We start from the raw sequence: 21504 nt of genomic DNA on the forward strand, positions 1-21504 counted from the left end.
GTATCAGGAATAGAGGGAGGTTCTTTATTTTTCCCATATTTGGGAAATTATGCTTTTACAAACTTATCGAAATGCTCTTGATAATAGGCGACTTGCTCAGGTAAATTCAGCACTTCAAAGATGTGCATGGCTTCCTGCATTTGCTTGATGCCCTGCTTCTTCTCTCCCTTCTGATAAGCAGCAAACCCCTTGAGATAGAGGAACACATTGCGTTCATAGAGTTTGATGCCCTTGCCAATGATTTTCTCTACGTAAGCCTCAAAATAACTAGCCTTATCAAAAGAACGACTTTCCAAACAGTGCTGGTAACAATTGAGAGCTAGAATCAAGACTAGTCTCTTATGGCGACCGATTTCTTTGTAGTAGTCCTCCCGCTCCATAACTTCCTTGCCCAGACGGTAGACATAGTCCACATCATAAAAACTATAGAGGTTTCCAAAGAGGATCAGCTCGTACATGGTCCAATCTTCCACTTGAAAGAGATAATCGGCCACCTTATCTAAATCCTCTTGCCTCATACGAAACTGGTTGTCTCGCTGACAAATCAAGCCCTGCATCAAAATCCAATTCAGCTCATAGTAAAGAGGCGTGCTACTAGCTTGGGCCTTTTCCAACTGCTCCGCTTGCAAGTCTTGAAATCCCTTGATGTCATTTGAGTAGTAAAGAGGGATAATCTTACCCATCATGGCCACGTGTTCATGCTGCTGGAAATTCCGAGCTTTGTCCATAAAATTTTCAAGGGTCACATGAATATTATCCAAGAGATCTAAAAATTTCGAGAGGGTCATGTCCGACTCACCCAGCTCAAAACGAGACAGCTGAGAGGTCGAGCAAACCTGACCCGCCGCTTCCTTCAAAGAATAATGCCCATTTAAACGAAAATCGCGAAAAACTTTGCCTAAATTTTCCATTTGTTTACCACTTAAATTCTTTCAGTTGCTGTTCTGCTTCCCTAGTCGCTCTTTCAAAACTACCTTCACTGCCCCTTGTTCGGATTTTATTTTCAGACGAGACTCTTTTCGTCAAAATCTTATCGGCTGAAAATCGGAAAAGGCAGATTCTGCTAAAAGAACTCGTCAGAAAACAGAAAGTTCGGGATTTGCTCTCAGAGCAACCGTCAGAAAATCTGACAGAGCCATTTTGCTCCAAAATAGCTTTTCAGAAAATCTGACGGACTGACTTGTCTTTAAAAGAACTTAGATTACATGAAGAATAGTTTATTTTCCTCGAAAAAATAGAGATTGCGCATGCTGTCCAGAGAAATTTCCCTATGGAAATAAATAATTAACGGTATGAAATCTCGGATCGAGTTACCTCAATTTTCCTATCAATGTGTTTGATATATGGAGCAACAAAATCAATATCATCGCATTTAGGACCTAGTTTGATTTTGGAGTATTTTAATTCTTTGTCAATATAGACATATAGACCAGGAATCACACTATTAGAACTATCGCTAGTAAAAATTTCACTCTCCTTACCTTCATAAGATTTAATAATCCTATACTCATTTTCATAACTATAATCCTCCTCTTTAAATAAATAACGAATATCATCTATTAAATTCATCGCTGAAGAGAAGTATTGTTGTTTTTTAGCAGATCTATACTTTTTAATTTTATTAAATGCTGATTTTATTTTCTTGATTTCCTTTTTTAGTGATTTTGACTTAACTTTATAACAAACTTTATAAATTTCTATTCCATCATCCATTAAACTTTTAATGTAATCTGAATGATAAGTTAAATTAATTCCCTTTGCATCATCACCGTATTGTTTCCACATTGGAAGACTGTCATTTAGCTTTTGATTTTTTCCATTTTCCGTCATAGAAGCAAAGAAGAACGGCGAGGTAGCATAATCAGTTTCAGGTAGATCCTTTTTTTCAATTCCTATGAGATTAAACAAGGTATATCCTTCGTTCGGATCATTCATCTGTCTGGCATTGCTTAGCCGTAATCTAGGATAGTTTATATTCTCATCAGATTTGTTAGAATCCTTTTCCTTATTGTCTGTTTTATTAGAATCTTTTTTATTTCCATCTGATTTATAAAGCAAAAATTTTAATGTACCTAAGGAAGTATAGTGAATGAATTCTTTATCGTTTGAAGTGTATCTTAATTCTTTCTTAATCTTCTCTACACTAGTTGAGATCTCTTTTAATTCCTTATTTTCAATAGTTTCTAGTTCTGACTTTAATTGTTCAAAATCAGTCTTATCAAGTAATAACTTTAATAATTCGTCGCTTTTATCAGAGTTCGACTTATGATCTTTTTCTATACGAGCTCTAACTAACTTACTCAATGAATCAAAAGATAAATCATAATCAAAATCATAATCTTTAATAATTTTAGAAAAAAGTTCTATTTTCTCATCAGTTAATTGATCATCGTCTAATCTTTCTAAAATAAAAGATATATAATTCCCAACATTCAAACCTTCATCAATTTTTTTAAGTTGTTGACTCAGCTCTATAATCTCTGCACTTTTTGTTATGCCATCATTTCTTAATAGAGCGTGTTTAACACCCTCATTTTCTTTTATGTCATCAGGTAAGTCTATAACTGTTAAATCTCGAAATACCTTCAAATATTTGTCATAGTATTCTGCTCCGAGTTTATATAATTCTTGATAAAAATTAATATCCCAAGCCAATGAATAGTATGTATCTTTTATACTTTCAATATTACCATCATTATCTTTTCTATAGAAACTATCATTATCTAAATCTTGATCTATCAGGATAGAAATACTCTTTGGTAAAGACTTATCCTCAATCTCTGGATTGTAAATTCTATAATTTCCTAAAAGTGTCTCCTCTAAAGCTTGATTATAGAAACAAACTGTATAAGTTAAATTATAACCGTAGTCATCCCATTCGTCTTTATAGAACACAAAAGTATTCGGAGCTTTTTTACTTTTTCCCAAATTTTTATAGTATAATACATTATCCCAAGCAATATTTAACATAGTATCTATTCCTTTTCTTCTTCTACACCTTCTCCGCCAGCTCTTCCCATTCTAGCATGGCTTCGTCTTGGGCGGCGGTCAGCTGGTCGATTTGCTGCTGGCTTTCCATGAGTTCGGCGGCGTCATTGGTTGCCTGCATGGCTTCCTGAAGCTGACTGATCTGGCTGTCCAAGTCCTCGATTTGCGCTTCCAATTGCTCTAAGCGGCGGGCCAGCCGACGCTGTTCTTTCTGGTTTTCCTTTTGGATTTGATAGTCATTGGCAGGGGCAGGCTTATCAGAATCAACCCGCTCCGTCTCCTCACGCAAGGCTTCCTGCTCTGCCTTTTTCTCCAGATAGTAGTCATAATCACCCAGATAAAGGGTAGAGCCTGTCTCAGAGAGCTCGATAATCTGAGTGGCCACGCGATTGATAAAGTAACGGTCATGACTGACAAAGAGCAGGGTTCCGTCAAAGTCAATTAGGGCATTTTCCAGCACTTCCTTGCTGTCAATGTCCAGGTGGTTGGTCGGCTCGTCTAGGATGAGGAAATTGTTGTTTTCCATAGACAACTTGGCTAGAAGCAGGCGCGCCCGCTCTCCACCTGATAGCATGCCGACAAACTTCTTGACATCGTCTCCCGAGAAGAGGAAAGCGCCTAAGCGATTGCGAATCTCGACCTCTGGCGTCAGCTTGAAGTCATTCCATAGCTCATCAAGTACCGTATTGCTGGGAGTCAGTTTACTCTGGGTCTGGTCATAATAGCCCACTTCCACATTAGCTCCCAACTGCTCCTTGCCTCTGATGAAGGGCACTTGACCGATTAGTGATTTGATCAAGGTCGTCTTTCCAATCCCATTTGGCCCGACAATAGCTACCGCATTGAACTTGCGAATGTCAAGGTTAATCGGCTCCGACAGGACTTCCTCTCCGTAGCCAATAGCCCCGTCTTCCAAGGTCAGAACAACATTGCCTGAAACCTTATCCGATTTGAAGGTCATAGTAGCCGAGCGACTGCCGGCCTCCGGTCTGTCCAAACGCTCCATCTTTTCCAGCTGCTTACGGCGGGACTGAGCCCGCTTGGTTGTGGAAGCCCGAACTAGATTGCGATTGACAAAGTCCTCCAGCGCAGCGATTTCTTTCTGTTGCTTTTCATAGTTCTTGGCTTCAGTGGCCAGCTTCTGCTCCTTTTGGACCACGAAGCTAGAGTAATTGCCCACATAGCGATCCAAGGAATGCTTAGTCAAGTCCAGCGTGATGGTCGCAACCTTGTCTAAGAAATAGCGGTCGTGGCTGACGATAATCAGGGCACCGCTGTAGTTAATCAAGTAAGTCTCCAGCCAGGCAATGGTCTCGATATCCAAGTGGTTGGTTGGCTCGTCCAGTACCAGCAACTCTGGCTTTTCCAAAAGCATCTTAGCCAGAGCCAGACGGGTATTCTGCCCGCCTGACAGCTCAGAAATCTTCATCTGCCACATGGACTGGTCAAACTTGAAGCCATTCAAAATCGCTCGAATATCGGCCTCATAGGTAAAACCGCCTTTCTGGCGAAAATCCTCTGACAGCTGATCATATTGGGTCATGAGAGCAGTCAGGTCTTCCCCTGACAATTCTCCCATTTGCAGCTCCATCTGTCGCAGTCGTTTCTCCTGCTGACGCAGACTATTAAAGACCAGCAGCATCTCGTCGAAGATAGTATTCTCCGACTCAAAGCGGCTGTCCTGAGCCAGATAGGATAGGGACAGGTCTCGTTTTTTATTGATCTGACCAGAAGTAGGCTCCTCCTCGCCCACCAAAATCTTGAGCAGGGTTGACTTCCCAGCTCCATTTTTACCAACCAGGGCAATCCGATCGCCCTCATCCACCTGCAGGTTAATATTGTCAAAAAGAAGCTCCCCTGCAAAAGAGCGCTCAATCTTGCTTGCTTGTAAAATAATCATAAGACCATTATAGCAGATTTGCTTCTCTCCTGCTATCTACCAGATTTTAAAAAAGTTTCAGCAGATTCATTATCCCAGAGATTTCTCTGAACTTATAGCTTTGATATGGAAAAATTAGTAGAAGAAAAAAACATCTCAAAACTTAGATCTTTCAACTAAGTTTCAAGATGCACTATAAATTTTCGAAAGTAATAAGCAAGAAACTCTTCCAATATTGACTTTACAATCACTTAATCTTTTCCCGGCTGACCCCCAATCACGACTTTTTTAGCTTTATTATTGTTATCAAAAAGAGTAAAATAATACAACTTTTTTCTATGAGTCTCAAAAAAATGATTCTCTTATCCTATATAATATCCCTTTCGGGCGCCGGGTTTCGTTTCGTAATCAAATTCACCATAACGCTCCACTATCTCCCATTCTCTTTTACCGATAATCCACTGATCATCGTATTTCCAGTAAATGCGCCTGGAAAAATAGAGAAAAACTGAAATAGCAATCATTACCAAGAGTAAAAGAAATAGTGTAAGCTTAGCTTTCTTTCACATCGATCTTCCTTTTTAGCATTTTTTGAATAATTAAAACAGCAGTATCTCATCTTCCAGGGATTAGTCAAGGCTAGCTAGATTCTTTATTAAACCTTATTAAACCCATTTCTCCATCTAAGTAGCAAAACAAACTGCTTTACTTATGATTTCTGTCTCAAAATTTCTAATGAGTATTTCCCCTACTCCACTACAACAAATTCGATAATTCATCTTTCAAAACTGTCTTTCACTTATGATGATTTTATACAAAAAAAGACAAGCCTGTCAACGAAAAACAGGTTGCCTATAAATGGTTTTAATAGATCGCACAAGCTTTTTAAAGCTTTATCGAACTTGAGTCAGTACCCCGTCTTGCATCTCATAAATCTTATCAACCTCATCCAGCAGGCGAGTATCATGGGTAATCATGACCACGCTCTTATTGAATTTCTGAGTAACCTCTTTAAGCAAATGAACCACGCGCTTGGCCCGCTCCGTATCCAGACTAGCTGTCGGCTCATCAGCCAAGATAATATCCGGGCTATTGTAAAGCGCTCTAGCGATAGCAGCTCTCTGCCGTTCCCCACCGGACAATTCTTTCGGATATTGCTTGAGAGTTCCTTTAAGATCCAGCAACTCAATCAGACTGTCTAGATCCGTTCTTTCCTTCTTAGATAAGCGGTCAATCAGCTGGAACTGGTCTTCAATTTTCAAAAAAGGAATGAGATTGGAGGCCTGCAAAATGAAGCCGAAATCATTGAAACGCAGAGCCGCACGTTCCTTTTCCTTGAGCTGGGAAGTATCTTTCCCATGCAGCAGAATCCGTCCTTTTGAGGGAGTTTGCAAATGCCCCAGCAAGGTCAGAAAGGTTGTTTTCCCCGAGCCTGACGGCCCAATAATAGCTACAAACTGCCCCGCTTCCAGTTGGAAATCAGTTGGTTTCAGGGCTTGAACCAGCGTATGCCCCTGGCCGTATTCTTTGGTAACCCCTTTTAATTCTAAGATTGGCATTTACTCACCTCCTATTGCTGTGATAGGGTCAATTTTTAGAACCCTACGAATGGACAAGAGTCCTCCAGCCAGTGACATGAGAACAATCAAGGCAATCAGTCCTCCATAAGCTCGCCAATCACTGTAAAATGGCACAGAAGCCGGCAATACTAACTGGGTTCCTAAAAGCAACAAAACAGCTAGACTTATTCCCAGACAAGACAGGATGAAAATCTGCCAGAAAATAGAAGCAATAATCTTTCTACTGGCAATTCCTTGGGCACGCATAATACCATAAAGATGCGTCTTTTGTATGGTAATGATGTACATGAAAATTCCCAATACCAAAAATGTAATCAGAACCATGGCCCCAATCATGAAGGAAAAGGTCAGTACCTGAGCCTGATAACCTGGAATATTTTCTATCAACTCCCTCATAGAGAGTTGACTCAGGCCAGCTTCTTCAATCTTCTGATCATCTTTTACTACAAGTGCGCTGATATTCTTAACCTGACTAGAGCCGTACTTTAATTCCCTGAAATCATCTAGAGTCATAAAAATTACAGGTTGCGTAAAGAAGCTATTATCCTCTGTAAAACCAACAACCTGATAGAGGCGTTCACTACCATTGAGCTGAAGCTGGTCGCCTATTTTTACACCTTTTTGCTGTAGGCGCTTGTCAGCAATGATTTCATAAGCATTATCAGCTGATCTCCCCTCACTCAGTTTTGGAGCTAAAAAACTATTCCATGACAGACCAAAGACTTGGGCATTAATTTTTTCTTTCCCATCTTCATGATTGGCCACTACTGCCATCTGTCCCAAAGCTGCTATTAAGTCACCTTGAAGCAGGCGGCTGTACTCTTCTTCCTTGAGAGTCGACGAAACCAGATTCTTATTGGCATACTCAGATAAAACAACTGACTGCGCTCCCCACTGATCTATTGCCAAGCGATTAAGCCGAGCCAGACCAACTGAGAGACTAGATAAAAAGAAAACCATATAGGTGATGAGAAAAACCACAGCAACAACCATACGGTAACGTCCTCGACTGTAGACAATCTCTTTAAAAGCTAAAAACAAAGCTATCCTCCTTTGAAAGATTCCAAACTATTATATCATAAAGAAACAAGATACAGAAAATATCCCATCAGTCTCCCCGCATGTGCTCTCTAACAAAGCCTGCTAGACCGACAGTGGTCACCTTAGTATGAAAATCACTCATTTGTTGAGACTTATAATGAGGATGAGTCAACCAGTAAGTCAGTGTTCCCATAAAGGAAGCAGCCTGATGATTCAGGAGCAAGTCCACTTCTACCTCCTCTAAATGTGGATCAGCCAAGGAAATACTCTGCGAGAAAATCCCTCTCAAAGCTTCCTGCAACCGCCTCGAACTAGTTGGACTGCCATTTGGCCCTAAAAGAATGGCTAATTTTTCCAAGTAAGGCTCAAAAAAATGAAAAAGATTTTGTTCTTCATGGATATAGTCCTCCACTTTAAAATCCTTTTCTAACTTGAATAGTCGGTCAGATTCTAGAGCCTCTTGATAATAGGCCTGTAAATCATCTAGCAAGCGGTTTTCAATCTTCTCTAGCAGATCATACTTGTCCAGATAATGCCGATAAAAAGTACTGCGATTCACCTCTGCCAAATCAATCAATTGGCGAATGCTGATTGTCTCAAAAGTCTGCTCTTTCATCAGCTGCAGCAAGCTAGTCTCTATCCGCTTTTCTGTCTCTCTTCTTTTTTTCTCATACATGCCATTCACCTCAAAATGCAACAGTCTCTCTAAAATTGATGCTTGTATACCATCCAGCTCCCACTATATAATAAATATAAGCAGAAGACAAGAACAAGAGGATTAAAAGATGAAGATTATGATCAATCAAAAAGAAGTCAGTCAAGAAAGAATCGAGCAATGGCGGAAGCAGAGAATCCATAAAGCAGCTAAGATACTTAATCTACAGCTGCCTAATACTGACAAGACGGAGATTTTAGACCAAGCTCTACTGGAAGCAAAAATGAAGCTGACATACGAAGAGCTAATCCAAAAAATCGGAACCAAACTCAAATGGAGTCAATATTTGATGAAATTGGCAGCAAAATGGTCAAAGAAACCACGAAAAAGAGCTGTTGTAACGATTTTTGCAAGTGGACTGACTGCCGCTTCTTTCAGTAAAAGGCTAGAAAAGTTGATGTTAGAAAATACAGATGCTCATAAAAGAGCCAATCTCGGTGCCTGTCCAGACCATTATGCCTTGCAGCGGCGCGGCGACATACTTGAAGTCATTGAAACAGCAGGAAACAGCCCCCTGCCGACACAGTTTTTTCTTGATCTTGGTGGTGAGGCTGAGATAGAGGAACCTCGTGATGCGTCTTATCCCTTCCAATCTGTCGGTGTCGCCAGACTAGCGAACGGTTGCAATGTCGGTGGTATTCGCCATCAGTTTCGCGACACAGAAAAAAGCTTGGAAGCCCGATTCTGCGTCGAATTCCCCAGCCTTTGTCCAGACAGCCTTATCAAAGAACACCAGTTCCATCTAGCTACCGAATGGTCAAGGTGGATAGCCTGGTGTAGAGAACAAAAAGAATGAATTTCCTTCCACACAAAAACAGCCTACTGCCATCTTAAAGAGACCGCAGCAAGGCTGTTTTTCTTCTACATTTAATCAAAGACAATCATGGACTTAATGGTCTTGCTCTTACCCATGAGTAAATGAATCAATAGCAAGATCTTCAAGTTTAACAGTTGTTCACTTCAGTATAAATCTTTCAACAACTCCAATAGGTTCATATCTACTGTTTTTATGTCACTTTGGAATTTTCCTGAGATCCGTTTTTGTCTACTGCAGGTTGTTGCCTAACTTACTGTTTCGTAAAGTTTAGAGTATCTGGATCGTCATCCAGTTCGCTGACAGTTAACTGATTGCCATTTACTTGATAGGTTTTAACATCGTCACCAACAATCAAACGCTGATTAGCTGCATCAACCTGAACTTGCTTAATTTCCTTACTTCCATCTACTTCTGTCTCTGTCCATGTCCCAGAGGCTCCATTAATTTGAAGAAGATGTTGATCTCCATCGTGGTCAGTTGCCTTATAACTACCATCTAGATTCGAAGTTTGGGTTGGCTTAGAAGAGTTTGCTTGACTAGAAGAAGATTCTGTATTAGAACTAGATGCTGATTGGGAACTTTGACTTTTGACATCTTGAGATTGAGAGTTAGCATTGGTCCCTTGGTTGTTATTTCCTGAGCAAGCTGTCAAGAGAACAGCTGCTGTAAGGGATACAATTGCTAAAATTGTTTTCTTCGGAATAGACATATCGATTCCTCCTTTTCTACATTTGTAGTTTATACTTATATTCTACACTTGTCTGTTTTATTTGTCAAGAGAAAGAATTTTGTTTTCTATTAAGAATTCTATATTACTGATGCAATCAATCAGATCTAGATCTTTTCTTTTAAACATAAGAAAAATCCCCAGTCTAATTTGACTGAGGATATAGATTATTGTTCTTATCATATGTAATCACTAAGCCACTAGCAGAACAGGTATACGATGTCTCCTTGATAGCAAGGCATCATTCCTCATTCTGAAATAAGAGAGTCGATTTTTGCAAATATGGGTTGGGGTACTTGAGGAGCAGGTCTTTAACTGCTGTAACCAAATCTTTCTGCTCAGCCTGACCGGATTGGTAACGAAGCAAGAGTAGCATAAAATTATCTTTTTCAGCTGGGCTGGCTTTCTTCTTAAAATATCCCCAGATATGCTGAAAGGCATTGCAGACCTGACCTCGATTTTCTGGTAGGGTAACAGCTTGGTCAATCAAGGCTTGAACATGAGCTACTTCTACCGATTCACTTTTTAAATATTGACGAATTTCCAGATAGATATTACTGGAATGACTGAGGACTAGATATTTATTCCGAGCCCAAAGAGTCTGACACAGAGACATTTGGTTTAAATCTTTCATACTTACTTTTCCTGCCAATCCTTAATATTGAATTCCTTCATCATCATTCAAATCATTAGTCACATATCCTAATTCTCAGATTTTCAAAATATAAGCCCAACCACAAAACTCAACATGATTGGAAAAGAAGGATGATTTGCTAGTCTTTCTTTTATTCTGGAAAAATCCATTCGATATGAGGTGCCTGACGACTAATTTCCTTGTAAATATCATTAAAATCAGCACCAGATAAGTTATTTAAGTCAATGGAGTCTAGAGAACTACCATTCTGATCATAAAAGTAAAGCATACGATTTGTTTTCTGCATATCATCAGAACTATAGGTTTTGATTTTATATTCAATCTTCTTGACATTGTCCAGATCAAGTTCATTCATATCTTGGAAAATCGAAGATTTAATATCCAGTCTCCCTTCTGAGATTGTCATTGCTGGAGGTTGTTTAGACTTTATAAAAATAGAAATCAACAATAAAGAAACCCCAACTGCTGAACCAATCAAGACAGTTGTAGCAAAATCGTCATCTCTTTTCTTTTCCTCTTCTTTTTCCCTTTTTATCTTATCCTGTTCTTTCTTTAATTGATTATTATAAGTATCTACAACGCTTTGGAGCCTGGCTTCTTTTTTCTCTGGAGTCTCATCTTTGGGACCATCTTCTGAACCAAACATTAGTTCTGCATCTCGGATAGTTATCGGTCTTTCTTCTAGTTTGTATTCATCCATCTTGGCGTCAAAACTCACTTCAGGATCTTTAGAGTTACTTGCACTAAAGGTAGAAGACGAATTTGACCATACAGCAAAGATTGCAAAAATAGTAATCAAGATAATACCAACAATTTCACCTGCATAACTTCTCTTATACTGCATCAGACACCTCTTTAATAAATTTTAATATGACTAGAATACCATAAATCAAGCCTTTTATAAAGCTTCTTTTAGCAATTAAAAAAAACAGCCTGTAAAGACTGCTTTTTTCGACTCTTCTAACGCACCTCTGCGCCGAGTTTTTCGATCAGAGATTTTTCGATTTTTTCCATGTATTTAGCCACTTCTTCGTCAGTCAGGCTAGCTTCTGGATTTTGGAAAGTCAGGCTGTAAGCCATAGATTTGAGGCCAACACCCAGCTTGTCACCAGAGAAGATATCAAAGAGTTTAATATCGGTCAAGCGCTTGATACCAGCTGCTTGGATGGCATCAAGGACCTCTTGGTGAGTGATTTCAGCCTTGAGCAATAGTGCCACATCACGGCTGACAGCTGGGAATTTAGTGATTTCTGTAAATGGCTGTGCTGGTTGGAGCTGCTCTTCGATGGCAGACAGGTTGAGCTCAGCAACATAAGTTTCAGGAATATCGTAAGCCTTGGATGTCGCAGGATGGACTTGGCCAACAAAACCGACAGGCTGGCCATTGATAGAGATTAAAGCAGTCCGACCAGGATGCAGGCTCTTAATCTGGTTGCTAGCCACGTATTCAGCTGCCAAGCCCAACTTAGCAAAGAGTGCTTCCACTACACCCTTAGCATAGAAGAAATCAACTGCTACTGGCTTGGTCTGGAAGTCTTTTTCATTAACCAGACCTGTCAAAGCAAAGGCAAAGCTATTGATTTCATTTGGCAGGTCTTCCTTAGGATTGCCAGTCTGCTCAAAGACCTTTCCAATCTCATAGAGGGCTAGATTCTTATTTTTACGAGCTACATTGTAGGCTAGAGAGTCCAAAATGCCAGAAACCATGTTCTGACGAAGAACAGAACGCTCCACTGTCATCGGCCACATAAGCTCAGTCAAGTTGCTAGGATTGAGAGTGAACTCAACCGCCTTTTCTGGCGTTGTCAAAGCATAGGTAATGATTTCTGTCAGTCCAGCTCCCTCTGCTAAAGTCCGCACTTGACGGCGCAGTTGCTGCGTCGCAGTCAATTCACCAGCAGTCCCGTCATCTTTTGGCAGGCTAGCTGGCAATTTGTCATAACCGTAAATGCGGGCAATTTCTTCATAGAGGTCTGCTTCGATTGAAATATCCCAGCGACGACGAGGGACACTGACAGTGAACTGTTCAGCATTTCCTGATAAGCCAAAGCCAAGTCTACGGAAAACATCCTCAATATCTGTATAAAGCAAGTCTGTTCCCAGCACACGGTTGACATCCGCTAGACTAGACACCACTTCTACATCGCTAGTATCTAAACTACCAGCTGATACGATACCAGCCTGAACAGTCGCTCCTGCCAAGTTCGCAATCATACTTGCTGCTACGTCCAAACCTTCATTGACAGTTGCCACATTGATGCCTTTTTCAAAGCGGGAAGATGATTCTGAGCGCAGGTTAAGGCGACCGCTGGTCTTGCGGATTGATTTCCCATCAAAGACTGCTGCCTCTAGAACAACACGAGTGGACTTACCGGAAATTTCAGTCGTTGCTCCGCCCATGACACCAGCCAAAGCCACTGGCTTATCTGCCACAGTAATGACTAAATCGCTGACTTCCAGCTCGCGCTCTTCGCCATCCAGCGTCACCAGTTTTTCACCAGCACGCGCTTCCCGCACAACGATCTGGTCACCCTCAAACGTATCCAGATCAAAGGCATGCATAGGCTGACCAAAGTAGAGCAGGATGTAGTTGGTCACGTCCACTACATTGTTAATCGGACGGATTCCTTCGTTCATGAGGAGATTTTGCAGCCACTGAGGGCTTGGGGCAATAGTGACATTTTCCAAGATACGAGCCGCGTAGTAAGGGGCTTTCTCTGTCTCAAGGGCTACTGAAAGGCTGTCAGCTGCCTGCTTTTCATTTTCCACCAGCGGAAAATCTTTGAACTGTACTGACTTGTCATAAATCGCAGCCACTTCATGAGCCACCCCACGCATAGACAGAGCATCAGCCCGATTTGGTGTGATGGAAAGTTCGATAATCTCATCGTCCAAGTCTAGATAAGAGAAGACTTCCTCACCTGGCACTGCTTCTTCAGGCAGGATTTGAATGCCATCCGCAAATTCCTTTGGCACGACAGAATCAGAAATGCCCAGCTCACCCAGAGAGCAAATCATGCCCAGTGACTCCAAGCCCCGGATTTTCCCTTTTTTAATCTTATAATTGTCGGCAATGCGAGCACCCGGCAGAGCCACCATGACCTTGATGCCGGCGCGAACATTTGGAGCACCACAGACAATCTGACGGTTCTCCTCTTCTCCGACATTGACTTGACAGACATGCAGGTGAGTATCAGGAACATTCTCACACGATATTACCTCACCAACAACAATTTTTGACAAGCCAGCAGCTGGTGATGTCACACCTTCCACTTCAATTCCTGTCGTTGACATTTTCTCAGCCAGCTCAGCGCTCGCCACATCAATGTCTACTAACTCTTTTAACCACTTATAACTTACTAGCATATTTAAGATACCAAGGGCGTCAAAAACGACTGAAAAATAGGAGATTTGCTAAGCATTCGATGAATGATCGCAAGTCTATCTTTTTTCCGAGTTTTTAGCCCGGGTTCAATTCCTTTCTCTAATTCTATCGCTGAGGAACTCGACTTGCCAAAATTTAGGGATTTGTCTCTGAAATCCTGATTTCAGAGACAAATCATCTAAATTTAAAGCTTTTAGGTCGTATCATTTCCTCTCTTTAAATTTTCTTTTTTATTTCAATTTCTTGCGCAGTAGCCAGTCTGTGTCCACTGTCTCGCCTGTGATATAGTCATGCTGACTGAATTTTTCAAAGCCATATTTGAAGTAAAAATCTTGGGCTCTAAAGTTCTTCTCCCAGACGCCCAGCCAGACCCAGTCAAAGCCTCGTTTCTCGGCTTCATCTAAGGCAAATTCAAACATCTCCTTGCCCAAGCCTTGACCATGATAGGCTTTTAAGACATAGATTCGCTGAACCTCAAAGGCTTGTGATAGTTCTTGCTCCGTTTGAGCCTGTCCCAAGTTAAACTTGAGAAAACCAGCAATTTCACCGTCTTTGACAACAAAATAAGTCTCTGACTCAGGATCTTCCAGCTCCTTTTCAATAGTTGCAAGCGACAGCTCATTGTCAAAATAATGAGCCATATCAGCTTCTTTGATAAAAGGACCAAAAGTTTCTTGATAAGTCGCGACCTCCAACTCTCGCAAGAGACTCGCTTCTTCTTTCTTAACTCTGACTAGCATACTGCACTCCTTTCTCAGAAAAGCTGCATCTATGAATACAGATTTCTACTTAAACTGCTGAGAAAAACGAATATCTCCTTGGTAGAAGCCACGAATATCGTTGATACCGTAGCGGAGCATAGCTACCCGCTCTTGACCAAGACCAAAGGCAAATCCAGAGTATTTCTCCGCATCAATGCCACTCATTTCCAACACGCGCGGATGTACCATACCAGCTCCCATAATCTCAATCCAGCCGGTCTTCTTGCAGACATTACAGCCAGCACCGCCACACTTGAAGCAGGAAACATCCACTTCAACAGACGGCTCTGTGAATGGGAAGTATGACGGACGCAGACGGATACTGCGGTCTTCACCAAACATCTTCTGTACAATCAGCTGCAGTGTTCCTTGCAGGTTGGCCATGGAAATATTTTCCCCAACTACCAAGCCTTCAATCTGATGGAACTGGTGGGAGTGAGTCGCATCATCGGTATCCCGACGGAAGACACGCCCTGGTGAAATCATCTTGAGCGGTCCTTTAGAAAAGTCATGGGCATCCATAGCTCGCGCCTGTACCGGACTCGTATGAGTTCTGAGTAAGATTTCCTCTGTAATGTAGAAAGTGTCCTGCATATCCCGTGCTGGGTGGTCCTTAGGCAGATTCATCCGCTCAAAGTTGTAATAGTCCTTCTCCACTTCAAAGCCGTCCACGACCTGATAGCCCATCCCGATGAAAATATCTTCAATTTCTTCACTAGTCTGACTAAGAATATGACGGTTCCCTACCGGAATTTGACGGCCTGGTAAGGTCACGTCTAAGGACTCCTCAGCCAGTTTCAGAGCGACTAATTGCTCTTCCATCTCTTGTGCAGTCTTTTCAAAGGCTGCTGTCAGAATGTCTCGCGCTTCATTGACGTGCTTCCCGATAATCGGTCGCATTTCAGCTGAGATATCTTTCATCCCTTTCAGGACTTCAGTCAGCGAACCCTTTTTACCCAATACAGCTACACGCAAATCTTGCAGTTCTTTTTGATTCTCCGCCTTAAGCTGCTTGAGAGAAGCTAGAGTCTCTTCACGCAGGCTTTTCAGTTGTTCTTCAATCGTTTTCGTCATTTTCCCTCCAAAATAAAAAGCGCGCCAATCTCCATAAGCGGAGCGTTGACACGCGGTACCATCCGTTTTTTATCTGGCAAGCCAGACCTTACTTATCAATCCCAGAGCAAGTGAATTCGCCTAGCTTTCATCTAGAGAGCTTTCAGTCGATGGCTCCCCTCCCTGTTAAACTTCCCCTAGGTTACTGGTCTTGCGGATTGCTATTCAGTTACTTAATATTCTAGCAAATTTACCCTATTTTGGCAACAAAAATAAAAAGCTCCTGGCGTCCATTTAAAACGGAATAGCCAGGAGTGCGTCTTGTTTACTGATTACTAACGAAGCAACTTGAGTAGCTAAAAGCTACAGACAAACAACTTACTTAATGATTGATTCAATCTTTTATAGCCCTAAAGAATGATTTTCTTTTATATCGATCTAATAAGAAAATATATTTTATCGTACAAAAGCAATGACGATTGTATTATTCGAAGTCCGAAAACCATTGAAAAGCTTCTCTCTTCATTGTCGCTCACTGAAGTTTTTTTCTCATTTTAAACTCTTATTTTCCATAGCAACAATCTACAATCGTCACAAGAGATAATTCGGTTCAGATATTTTTTAACAATACCTCCAACTAAGACGAACAACAAATCAGTAAACAAGGACATAAGCTAAAATATAGATAACTTAAAACAGATTTGAATTTCTGAAACCCATTGGAATCAGTCCTTTCTATTTGCTAAGCCATGCATCCCTTATCAAAGGAACGAAACGTTTAAAGAAGGAAAGAAGAATATCAAAATCCTTAATTTCCCACCTATCTTTATCTACTATTAGTGTACTCCTTTATCTTTGAAAAAGCAAGCGTTTACATTGTTTTTTTATAATATTTTTTTGCAAAACAAAGAAATAAAAAAAGCCAATAGGACAGCCATTTAAAGCTCCTTATTAGCTTTGTTTCTATTCAAATAAACTATAATAATCTGAAATAGTCATTTGAGCTTTTTCTTCTTGCTTGAGATCCTGAATAATCTGACCATCCTTCATAACAATCAAGCGATTGCCGTACTTAAGTGCATCTTCCATATGATGTGTTATCATGAGAGCAGTCAGACGGTCCTTTTGAACAAAATCATCTGTTAACTCCATTAAAGCCACGCTAGTCTTGGGATCCAAAGCTGCTGTATGCTCATCTAGTAGCAAAAGTTCAGGACGTTTGAGCGTTGCCATTAAAAGACTTAGGGCCTGTCTTTGACCACCTGATAGGAACTCAATTGCTGTATCCAAATGCTTTTCCAGACCATTGCCAATTTTATCAATAGTCGCTTGGAATTCTTCTTTATAATGGTTCAATCGGCGAGGAAAAAGACCTCTTCTCTCTCCTCGAAATTTTGCGATCAAGAGATTTTCAGCAACTGTCATACGAGGCGCTGTCCCCATCTTTGGATCTTGAAAAACTCGAGAAAGGTATTTTGCTCGTTTTTCTGGTGAGTAATGAGTCACATCTTCACCCAAGATATGGATACTACCACTGGTTAAAGGTAAGGTCCCAGCAATTACGTTAAAAAGGGTTGATTTTCCGGCTCCATTTCCACCTAGAATAGTAATAAAGTCATGCTCATGGATTTGGAGAGACACATCATTCAAAATGACTTTTTCTTCATCTAAACCATTATTTACAACTTTTGTGGCATTTTTTAATTCTACAATGACTGTCATTTGCTTAATGTGACTCCTTTAAAGAATTTATTTTTAAGCGTGGGAATCATAAGGCAGATAGCCAAAATCACCGCACTGTAGAGACGTAGGTAGCTGGTATTAAAGCCTAAAGCGATAACCGCCCAAATCAGAAATTGATAAGCAATCGCACCTACCACAATTGTGATCAGTCTTTCAGCCAAAGTAAGACTCTTAAAGAGAACCTCTCCAATGATTAAGCTGGCCAAACCAATAACAATGACTCCAATCCCTCTTGAAGCGTCCGCATAACCTTCCTGCTGGGCAATCAAAGCTCCAGCTAGGGCGATCACTCCGTTGGACAGCACCAAGCCCATCAGCTCCATCCGACCAGTATTAATCCCAAAACTTCTAGCCATATCAGGATTGTCCCCAGTAGCAATATAGGCCTGACCTAGCTTGGTATCAAGAAAGAATAGCAAAGCTAGAATTACAAGAGCTACAAAAATTAAGCCTAGAAAGATTTGATTCATTTCCTCTGAAAAAGGAAGAAAGTCTTGAATTTTTTTAGCCCCCAATAAGCCCAGATTGGCTCTTCCCATGATCATAAGGATTAAGGAATGGCATGAGGTCATGACCAAAATTCCAGACAGCAGAGTCGGAATTTTTCCTTTGGTATAAAGCAAGCCCGTTGCAAAACCAGCCAAACATCCAGCTAAAATAGCAATCAAAGTTGCAATTAGTGGATTAACGCCCTTAGTAATCAAAGTGACAGCGACAGCCCCTCCCAGAGGAAAGCTGCCTTCTGTCGTCATATCTGGAAAATTCAAAATCCTAAAGGTCATAAAGATTCCTAGGCCCAAGATAGACCAGAAAAGACCTTGTGAAATAATCGAAATAATCATATTCTATCCTAACTTTGTATTAAAACTTGCCATTCAACTGAGGCTTGAGTTTTTATGTCTCCTTCCTTATTCAATCACTTGTCCAGCTTCTTTCAAGACATCATCTGGAAGAGTAATCCCAAGTTCTTTGGCATTCTTCTTATTGATGACTGACTTACCTTTGTTAAAAATTTCAACTGCTGTTTCTTCTGGTTTTGCGCCTTTCAAGATTTTAGCAGCCATTTTTCCTGTTGCAACTCCAAGGTCATGTTGATCAACAACAACTGATGCTAGTCCACCTTCTTCTACCATAGCAGTCGCACTTGGGTAGATAGGTTTTTTAGCGTCTTTATTGCTAGATACTACAGTCGCAAACGCTGATGCAATTGTATTATCAATCGGAATCCAGATAGCATCAACCTTTCCAGTCATGACATTCATGGTTGAAGCAATTTCATTGGTTGAAGGAACAGAGTATTCTTCTACCTTATAGCCTGCCTCTTCAGCTAATTTTTTGAACTCTTCTACCTGAGATTTAGAGTTATCTTCACTGCTAGAGTATAGTGCACCGATAGTTTTTACATTTGGCGTCAATTTTTTAATCAGCTCCAACTGTTGCTTAGCTGGATTGCGGTCAGAGACACCAGTGATATTGCCACCTGGTTTTTCAAGATTTTTTACTAGATTAGCTCCGACTGGATCTGTGATAGCTCCCATGACGACGGGCTTGTTCTTAGTAGCTGAAGCCAGTCCTTGAGCAGACGGAGTCGCAATCCCAATCAGCACATCATTGTCATTAGACACCAATTGCTTGCTCATAGTAGCAACCTTACTCTGATCACCCTCAGCATTCATAAAATCAATTTTAATATCATCGGCCTTGTAACCTTCTTCAGCTAATCCATCTTTAATGCCTTTATAGATTAAATCAAGTGAAGGATGACTGACATACTGTAAGACTCCGACTTTGACTGTTTTCTTATCTGTAGTAGACTTCGCCCCACCACCTTTATTCAAGCTGGAATAGATCAAAGATCCTCCAACCAAGACTACTAATACTGCTAAAACAGCGAGTAAACGTTTATTCTTCATATTTTTTCTCCATTTCTATTTTTAAGCTTTCTCATTTCAATCCCTAGGGACGCCATCGTTTAAACATGGGGAACTCTCCTTCTCTTTTTTCCAACAAAAAACCTCACACAGATATTCTGTGTGAGGGCGTAAATCGCGGTGCCACCTCAATTATGGAAAAATAAATAGCATTCTCCCATATCTCTGCCTTGTCTACCAACAAGTTGCACTGTAAGGTGTGCCAACCGAATTCTTATTGTTTCGAATTCATTTATTCTTTTAGCTTATCAGTAAATTACCAAAAGACACTCTAATCATTAGCCCAATTTCGCAAAGATTTGCTACTTGTTTTCACCACCCACAAGCTCGCTTAAAACAAAGTCGTTTGCTACTTTTCTAATTTCCTATATTTTATGTTTTTCCTGAAAGGATGTCAAGACTTTTTTGACAATTTTTGTAAAATGTTCGGATTTTTATTGTCTAGTCCATTTTCGATTAAAACTCAAATAATTTGATATCTCATTGGGAGCTTTTACCTTGGTTTTTTGTTATAATTTTCTATAGTAACTTTCAAGGAGAAAAGCATGTCTTTCGACGGATTTTTTTTACATCACATGACTGAGGAGTTGCGCCACGAATTAGTAGGCGGCCGCATCCAGAAGATTAATCAACCTTTTGAACAGGAGCTAGTTTTACAGATTCGCAGCAATCGCAAAAGCCTCAAGCTGCTCCTATCAGCCCACTCGGTCTTTGGACGCGTCCAGCTGACAGAGACCACGTTTGAAAATCCAGCTATTCCCAATACCTTTATCATGGTGATGCGCAAATACCTGCAGGGTGCTGTCATTGAAGCAATCCAGCAAGTTGAGAATGACCGGATTTTGGAAATCAGCGTCTCCAATAAGAACGAAATCGGCGATAGCGTGGCTGTGACTCTGGTCATCGAAATCATGGGCAAGCACAGCAATATCATTCTCTTGGATAAGGCTAGCGGTAAGATTATTGAAGCCATCAAACATGTCGGATTTTCGCAAAATAGCTATCGAACGATTTTACCTGGCTCAACTTATGTCGCACCGCCTCAGACAGGCAGTCTCAATCCTTTCACTATGGGAGATGAAAAGCTCTTTCAAATCCTGCAGACTGAGGAAATAGAGCCCAAACGCCTTCAGCAAATTTTTCAGGGATTGGGTCGGGATACGGCTACCGAACTCAGTGGTCGTCTGACAACTGATAAACTCAAAACTTTTCGTGCATTTTTTGCCAGTCCGACTCAGCCTAGCCTGACCGAAAAATCCTTCTCTGCTCTGCTATTTTCTGACAGTAAGACCCAATTGTCCACACTATCCGAGCTTTTGGACACTTTCTATAAGGACAAGGCTGAGCGCGATCGAGTTAACCAGCAGGCCAGCGAACTCATCCGCCGAGTAGAAAATGAGTTGGAAAAGAACCGGAAAAAGTTGGGCAAGCAAGAGGAAGAGCTCCTAGCAACGGAGAATGCAGAAGAATTCCGCCAAAAAGGGGAACTTTTGACCACCTTTCTCCATCAGGTACCTAACGACCAAGATCAGGTGGAGCTGGACAATTACTACACAGGTGAAAAGATCCTCATCACACTTGACAAGGCCCTGACCCCCAATCAAAATGCTCAGCGTTATTTCAAACGCTACCAGAAGCTCAAGGAAGCCGTCAAACACCTGACTAGCTTGATTGAGGAGACGCGGACTACGATTCTCTACCTAGAGAGCGTGGAAACAGCCCTTGCTCAGGCCAGTCTTAGTGAGATTGCGGAAATTCGGGAGGAACTAATCCAGACTGGTTTTATTCGCCGCCGCCAGAGAGAGAAAATCCAGAAAAGAAAGAAACCGGAGAAATATCTGGCAACAGATGGCCAAACCATTATCCTGGTTGGACGTAACAATCTACAAAATGATGAGCTGACTTTTAAGATAGCCAAAAAAGACGAGCTTTGGTTTCACGCCAAGGATATTCCAGGCAGTCATGTGGTCATCACAGGAAATCTTCAGCCCAGTGATGAGGTTAAGACAGACGCTGCCGAGCTAGCGGCCTACTTTTCCAAGGCCAGACTCTCCAATCTTGTCCAAGTAGACATGATTGAGATTAAAAAGCTAAATAAGCCCACTGGTGGAAAGCCAGGATTTGTCACTTATACAGGACAGAAAACCCTTCGCGTTACACCTGACGCAGAGAAAATCAAGAGTATGAAAATTCAATAACCAAAAAAGCGATTCGGATATTCCGAATCGC

17 protein-coding genes are annotated in these 21504 nt (G+C 41.1%); 2 read left to right on the forward strand and 15 right to left on the reverse strand.

Annotation, left to right across the window (positions count from 1 at the left end):
- Positions 1 to 47: 47 nt before the first annotated feature.
- The 6 genes from O3640_RS04610 to O3640_RS04635 all read right to left on the reverse strand — a co-directional run bounded on the left by O3640_RS04610 (position 48) and on the right by O3640_RS04635 (position 8164).
- Positions 48 to 911 carry a MutR family transcriptional regulator gene (locus O3640_RS04610; RefSeq protein WP_268723180.1) on the reverse strand — a complete coding sequence of 288 codons (864 nt, stop codon included), beginning with the start codon at positions 909 to 911 and terminating at the stop codon, positions 48 to 50.
- Between the two features lie 373 nt (positions 912 to 1284).
- A complete protein-coding gene (locus O3640_RS04615; protein ID WP_223344085.1) occupies positions 1285 to 2970 on the reverse strand; it encodes a DUF2971 domain-containing protein in 1686 nt (561 codons plus the stop codon).
- Positions 2971 to 2992: 22 nt separating this feature from the next.
- On the reverse strand, positions 2993 to 4888 hold the full coding sequence (locus O3640_RS04620) for an ABC-F family ATP-binding cassette domain-containing protein (protein WP_223344086.1): 1896 nt from the start codon (positions 4886 to 4888) through the stop codon (positions 2993 to 2995).
- A gap of 872 nt (positions 4889 to 5760) precedes the next feature.
- A complete protein-coding gene (locus tag O3640_RS04625) occupies positions 5761 to 6426 on the reverse strand; it encodes an ABC transporter ATP-binding protein (protein ID WP_125369648.1) in 666 nt (221 codons plus the stop codon).
- Positions 6427 to 7488, reverse strand: coding sequence for an ABC transporter permease (locus tag O3640_RS04630; protein WP_223344087.1), 1062 nt, complete (start codon positions 7486 to 7488; stop codon positions 6427 to 6429).
- A gap of 67 nt (positions 7489 to 7555) precedes the next feature.
- Positions 7556 to 8164 carry a TetR/AcrR family transcriptional regulator gene (locus O3640_RS04635; protein WP_268723179.1) on the reverse strand — a complete coding sequence of 203 codons (609 nt, stop codon included), beginning with the start codon at positions 8162 to 8164 and terminating at the stop codon, positions 7556 to 7558.
- 109 nt (positions 8165 to 8273) lie between these two features.
- Here O3640_RS04635 and O3640_RS04640 point away from each other — a divergent pair, with 109 nt between their 5' ends.
- Positions 8274 to 8999, forward strand: coding sequence for a hypothetical protein (locus O3640_RS04640; protein WP_061585245.1), 726 nt, complete (start codon positions 8274 to 8276; stop codon positions 8997 to 8999).
- Between the two features lie 271 nt (positions 9000 to 9270).
- Here O3640_RS04640 and O3640_RS04645 read toward each other — a convergent pair whose 3' ends face one another.
- From O3640_RS04645 to trpX, 9 genes are all read right to left on the reverse strand, one after another.
- Positions 9271 to 9729, reverse strand: a complete 459-nt coding sequence (locus O3640_RS04645; RefSeq protein WP_268723178.1) for an SP_0198 family lipoprotein — start codon at positions 9727 to 9729, stop codon at positions 9271 to 9273.
- A gap of 259 nt (positions 9730 to 9988) precedes the next feature.
- On the reverse strand, positions 9989 to 10381 hold the full coding sequence (locus tag O3640_RS04650) for a YbgA family protein (RefSeq protein ID WP_008808918.1): 393 nt from the start codon (positions 10379 to 10381) through the stop codon (positions 9989 to 9991).
- A 151-nt stretch (positions 10382 to 10532) separates the two neighbouring features.
- Positions 10533 to 11246, reverse strand: coding sequence for a hypothetical protein (locus tag O3640_RS04655; protein ID WP_008808919.1), 714 nt, complete (start codon positions 11244 to 11246; stop codon positions 10533 to 10535).
- Positions 11247 to 11362: 116 nt separating this feature from the next.
- Positions 11363 to 13768, reverse strand: a complete 2406-nt coding sequence (gene pheT, locus O3640_RS04660; protein ID WP_371586779.1) for a phenylalanine--tRNA ligase subunit beta — start codon at positions 13766 to 13768, stop codon at positions 11363 to 11365.
- A gap of 249 nt (positions 13769 to 14017) precedes the next feature.
- Complete coding sequence (locus tag O3640_RS04665; RefSeq protein WP_223344090.1) at positions 14018 to 14527, reverse strand: GNAT family N-acetyltransferase; 510 nt, start codon at positions 14525 to 14527, stop codon at positions 14018 to 14020.
- Positions 14528 to 14572: 45 nt separating this feature from the next.
- Positions 14573 to 15622 (reverse strand): phenylalanine--tRNA ligase subunit alpha, encoded by a 1050-nt coding sequence (gene pheS / locus O3640_RS04670; RefSeq protein WP_002900605.1) that lies wholly within the window; start codon positions 15620 to 15622, stop codon positions 14573 to 14575.
- A 942-nt stretch (positions 15623 to 16564) separates the two neighbouring features.
- Positions 16565 to 17323 carry an ABC transporter ATP-binding protein gene (locus tag O3640_RS04675; protein ID WP_008808922.1) on the reverse strand — a complete coding sequence of 253 codons (759 nt, stop codon included), beginning with the start codon at positions 17321 to 17323 and terminating at the stop codon, positions 16565 to 16567.
- The gene (locus O3640_RS04680) at positions 17320 to 18186 is read right to left on the reverse strand and encodes an ABC transporter permease (protein ID WP_125366998.1); all 867 of its coding nucleotides are present in this window, start codon (positions 18184 to 18186) and stop codon (positions 17320 to 17322) included. The genes O3640_RS04675 and O3640_RS04680 overlap by 4 nt, the downstream gene beginning before the upstream one ends.
- A 66-nt stretch (positions 18187 to 18252) precedes the next feature.
- Positions 18253 to 19257 carry a tryptophan ABC transporter substrate-binding protein gene (gene trpX, locus O3640_RS04685; RefSeq protein ID WP_125366997.1) on the reverse strand — a complete coding sequence of 335 codons (1005 nt, stop codon included), beginning with the start codon at positions 19255 to 19257 and terminating at the stop codon, positions 18253 to 18255.
- A 563-nt stretch (positions 19258 to 19820) separates the two neighbouring features.
- Here trpX and fbpA point away from each other — a divergent pair.
- Positions 19821 to 21473 (forward strand): Rqc2 family fibronectin-binding protein FbpA, encoded by a 1653-nt coding sequence (gene fbpA / locus O3640_RS04690; RefSeq protein WP_125366996.1) that lies wholly within the window; start codon positions 19821 to 19823, stop codon positions 21471 to 21473.
- The last annotated feature ends 31 nt before the right edge of the window (positions 21474 to 21504 follow it).

Source organism: Streptococcus sp. 27098_8_75 (assembly GCF_041432475.1).
Classification (GTDB): Bacteria; Bacillota; Bacilli; order Lactobacillales; family Streptococcaceae; genus Streptococcus; species Streptococcus gordonii.

Coding starts and splice junctions, on each gene's coding strand:
- fbpA (WP_125366996.1), top strand. CDS start 19,821: ATGTCTTTCGACGGATTTTTTTTACATCACATGACTGAGGAGTTGCGC.
- O3640_RS04635 (WP_268723179.1), bottom strand. CDS start 8,164: ATGTATGAGAAAAAAAGAAGAGAGACAGAAAAGCGGATAGAGACTAGC.
- O3640_RS04665 (WP_223344090.1), bottom strand. CDS start 14,527: ATGCTAGTCAGAGTTAAGAAAGAAGAAGCGAGTCTCTTGCGAGAGTTG.
- pheT (WP_371586779.1), bottom strand. CDS start 13,768: ATGCTAGTAAGTTATAAGTGGTTAAAAGAGTTAGTAGACATTGATGTG.
- O3640_RS04680 (WP_125366998.1), bottom strand. CDS start 18,186: ATGATTATTTCGATTATTTCACAAGGTCTTTTCTGGTCTATCTTGGGC.
- O3640_RS04615 (WP_223344085.1), bottom strand. CDS start 2,970: ATGTTAAATATTGCTTGGGATAATGTATTATACTATAAAAATTTGGGA.
- O3640_RS04625 (WP_125369648.1), bottom strand. CDS start 6,426: ATGCCAATCTTAGAATTAAAAGGGGTTACCAAAGAATACGGCCAGGGG.
- O3640_RS04675 (WP_008808922.1), bottom strand. CDS start 17,323: ATGACAGTCATTGTAGAATTAAAAAATGCCACAAAAGTTGTAAATAAT.
- O3640_RS04645 (WP_268723178.1), bottom strand. CDS start 9,729: ATGTCTATTCCGAAGAAAACAATTTTAGCAATTGTATCCCTTACAGCA.
- pheS (WP_002900605.1), bottom strand. CDS start 15,622: ATGACGAAAACGATTGAAGAACAACTGAAAAGCCTGCGTGAAGAGACT.
- O3640_RS04650 (WP_008808918.1), bottom strand. CDS start 10,381: ATGAAAGATTTAAACCAAATGTCTCTGTGTCAGACTCTTTGGGCTCGG.
- O3640_RS04655 (WP_008808919.1), bottom strand. CDS start 11,246: ATGCAGTATAAGAGAAGTTATGCAGGTGAAATTGTTGGTATTATCTTG.
- O3640_RS04610 (WP_268723180.1), bottom strand. CDS start 911: ATGGAAAATTTAGGCAAAGTTTTTCGCGATTTTCGTTTAAATGGGCAT.
- trpX (WP_125366997.1), bottom strand. CDS start 19,257: ATGAAGAATAAACGTTTACTCGCTGTTTTAGCAGTATTAGTAGTCTTG.
- O3640_RS04640 (WP_061585245.1), top strand. CDS start 8,274: ATGAAGATTATGATCAATCAAAAAGAAGTCAGTCAAGAAAGAATCGAG.
- O3640_RS04620 (WP_223344086.1), bottom strand. CDS start 4,888: ATGATTATTTTACAAGCAAGCAAGATTGAGCGCTCTTTTGCAGGGGAG.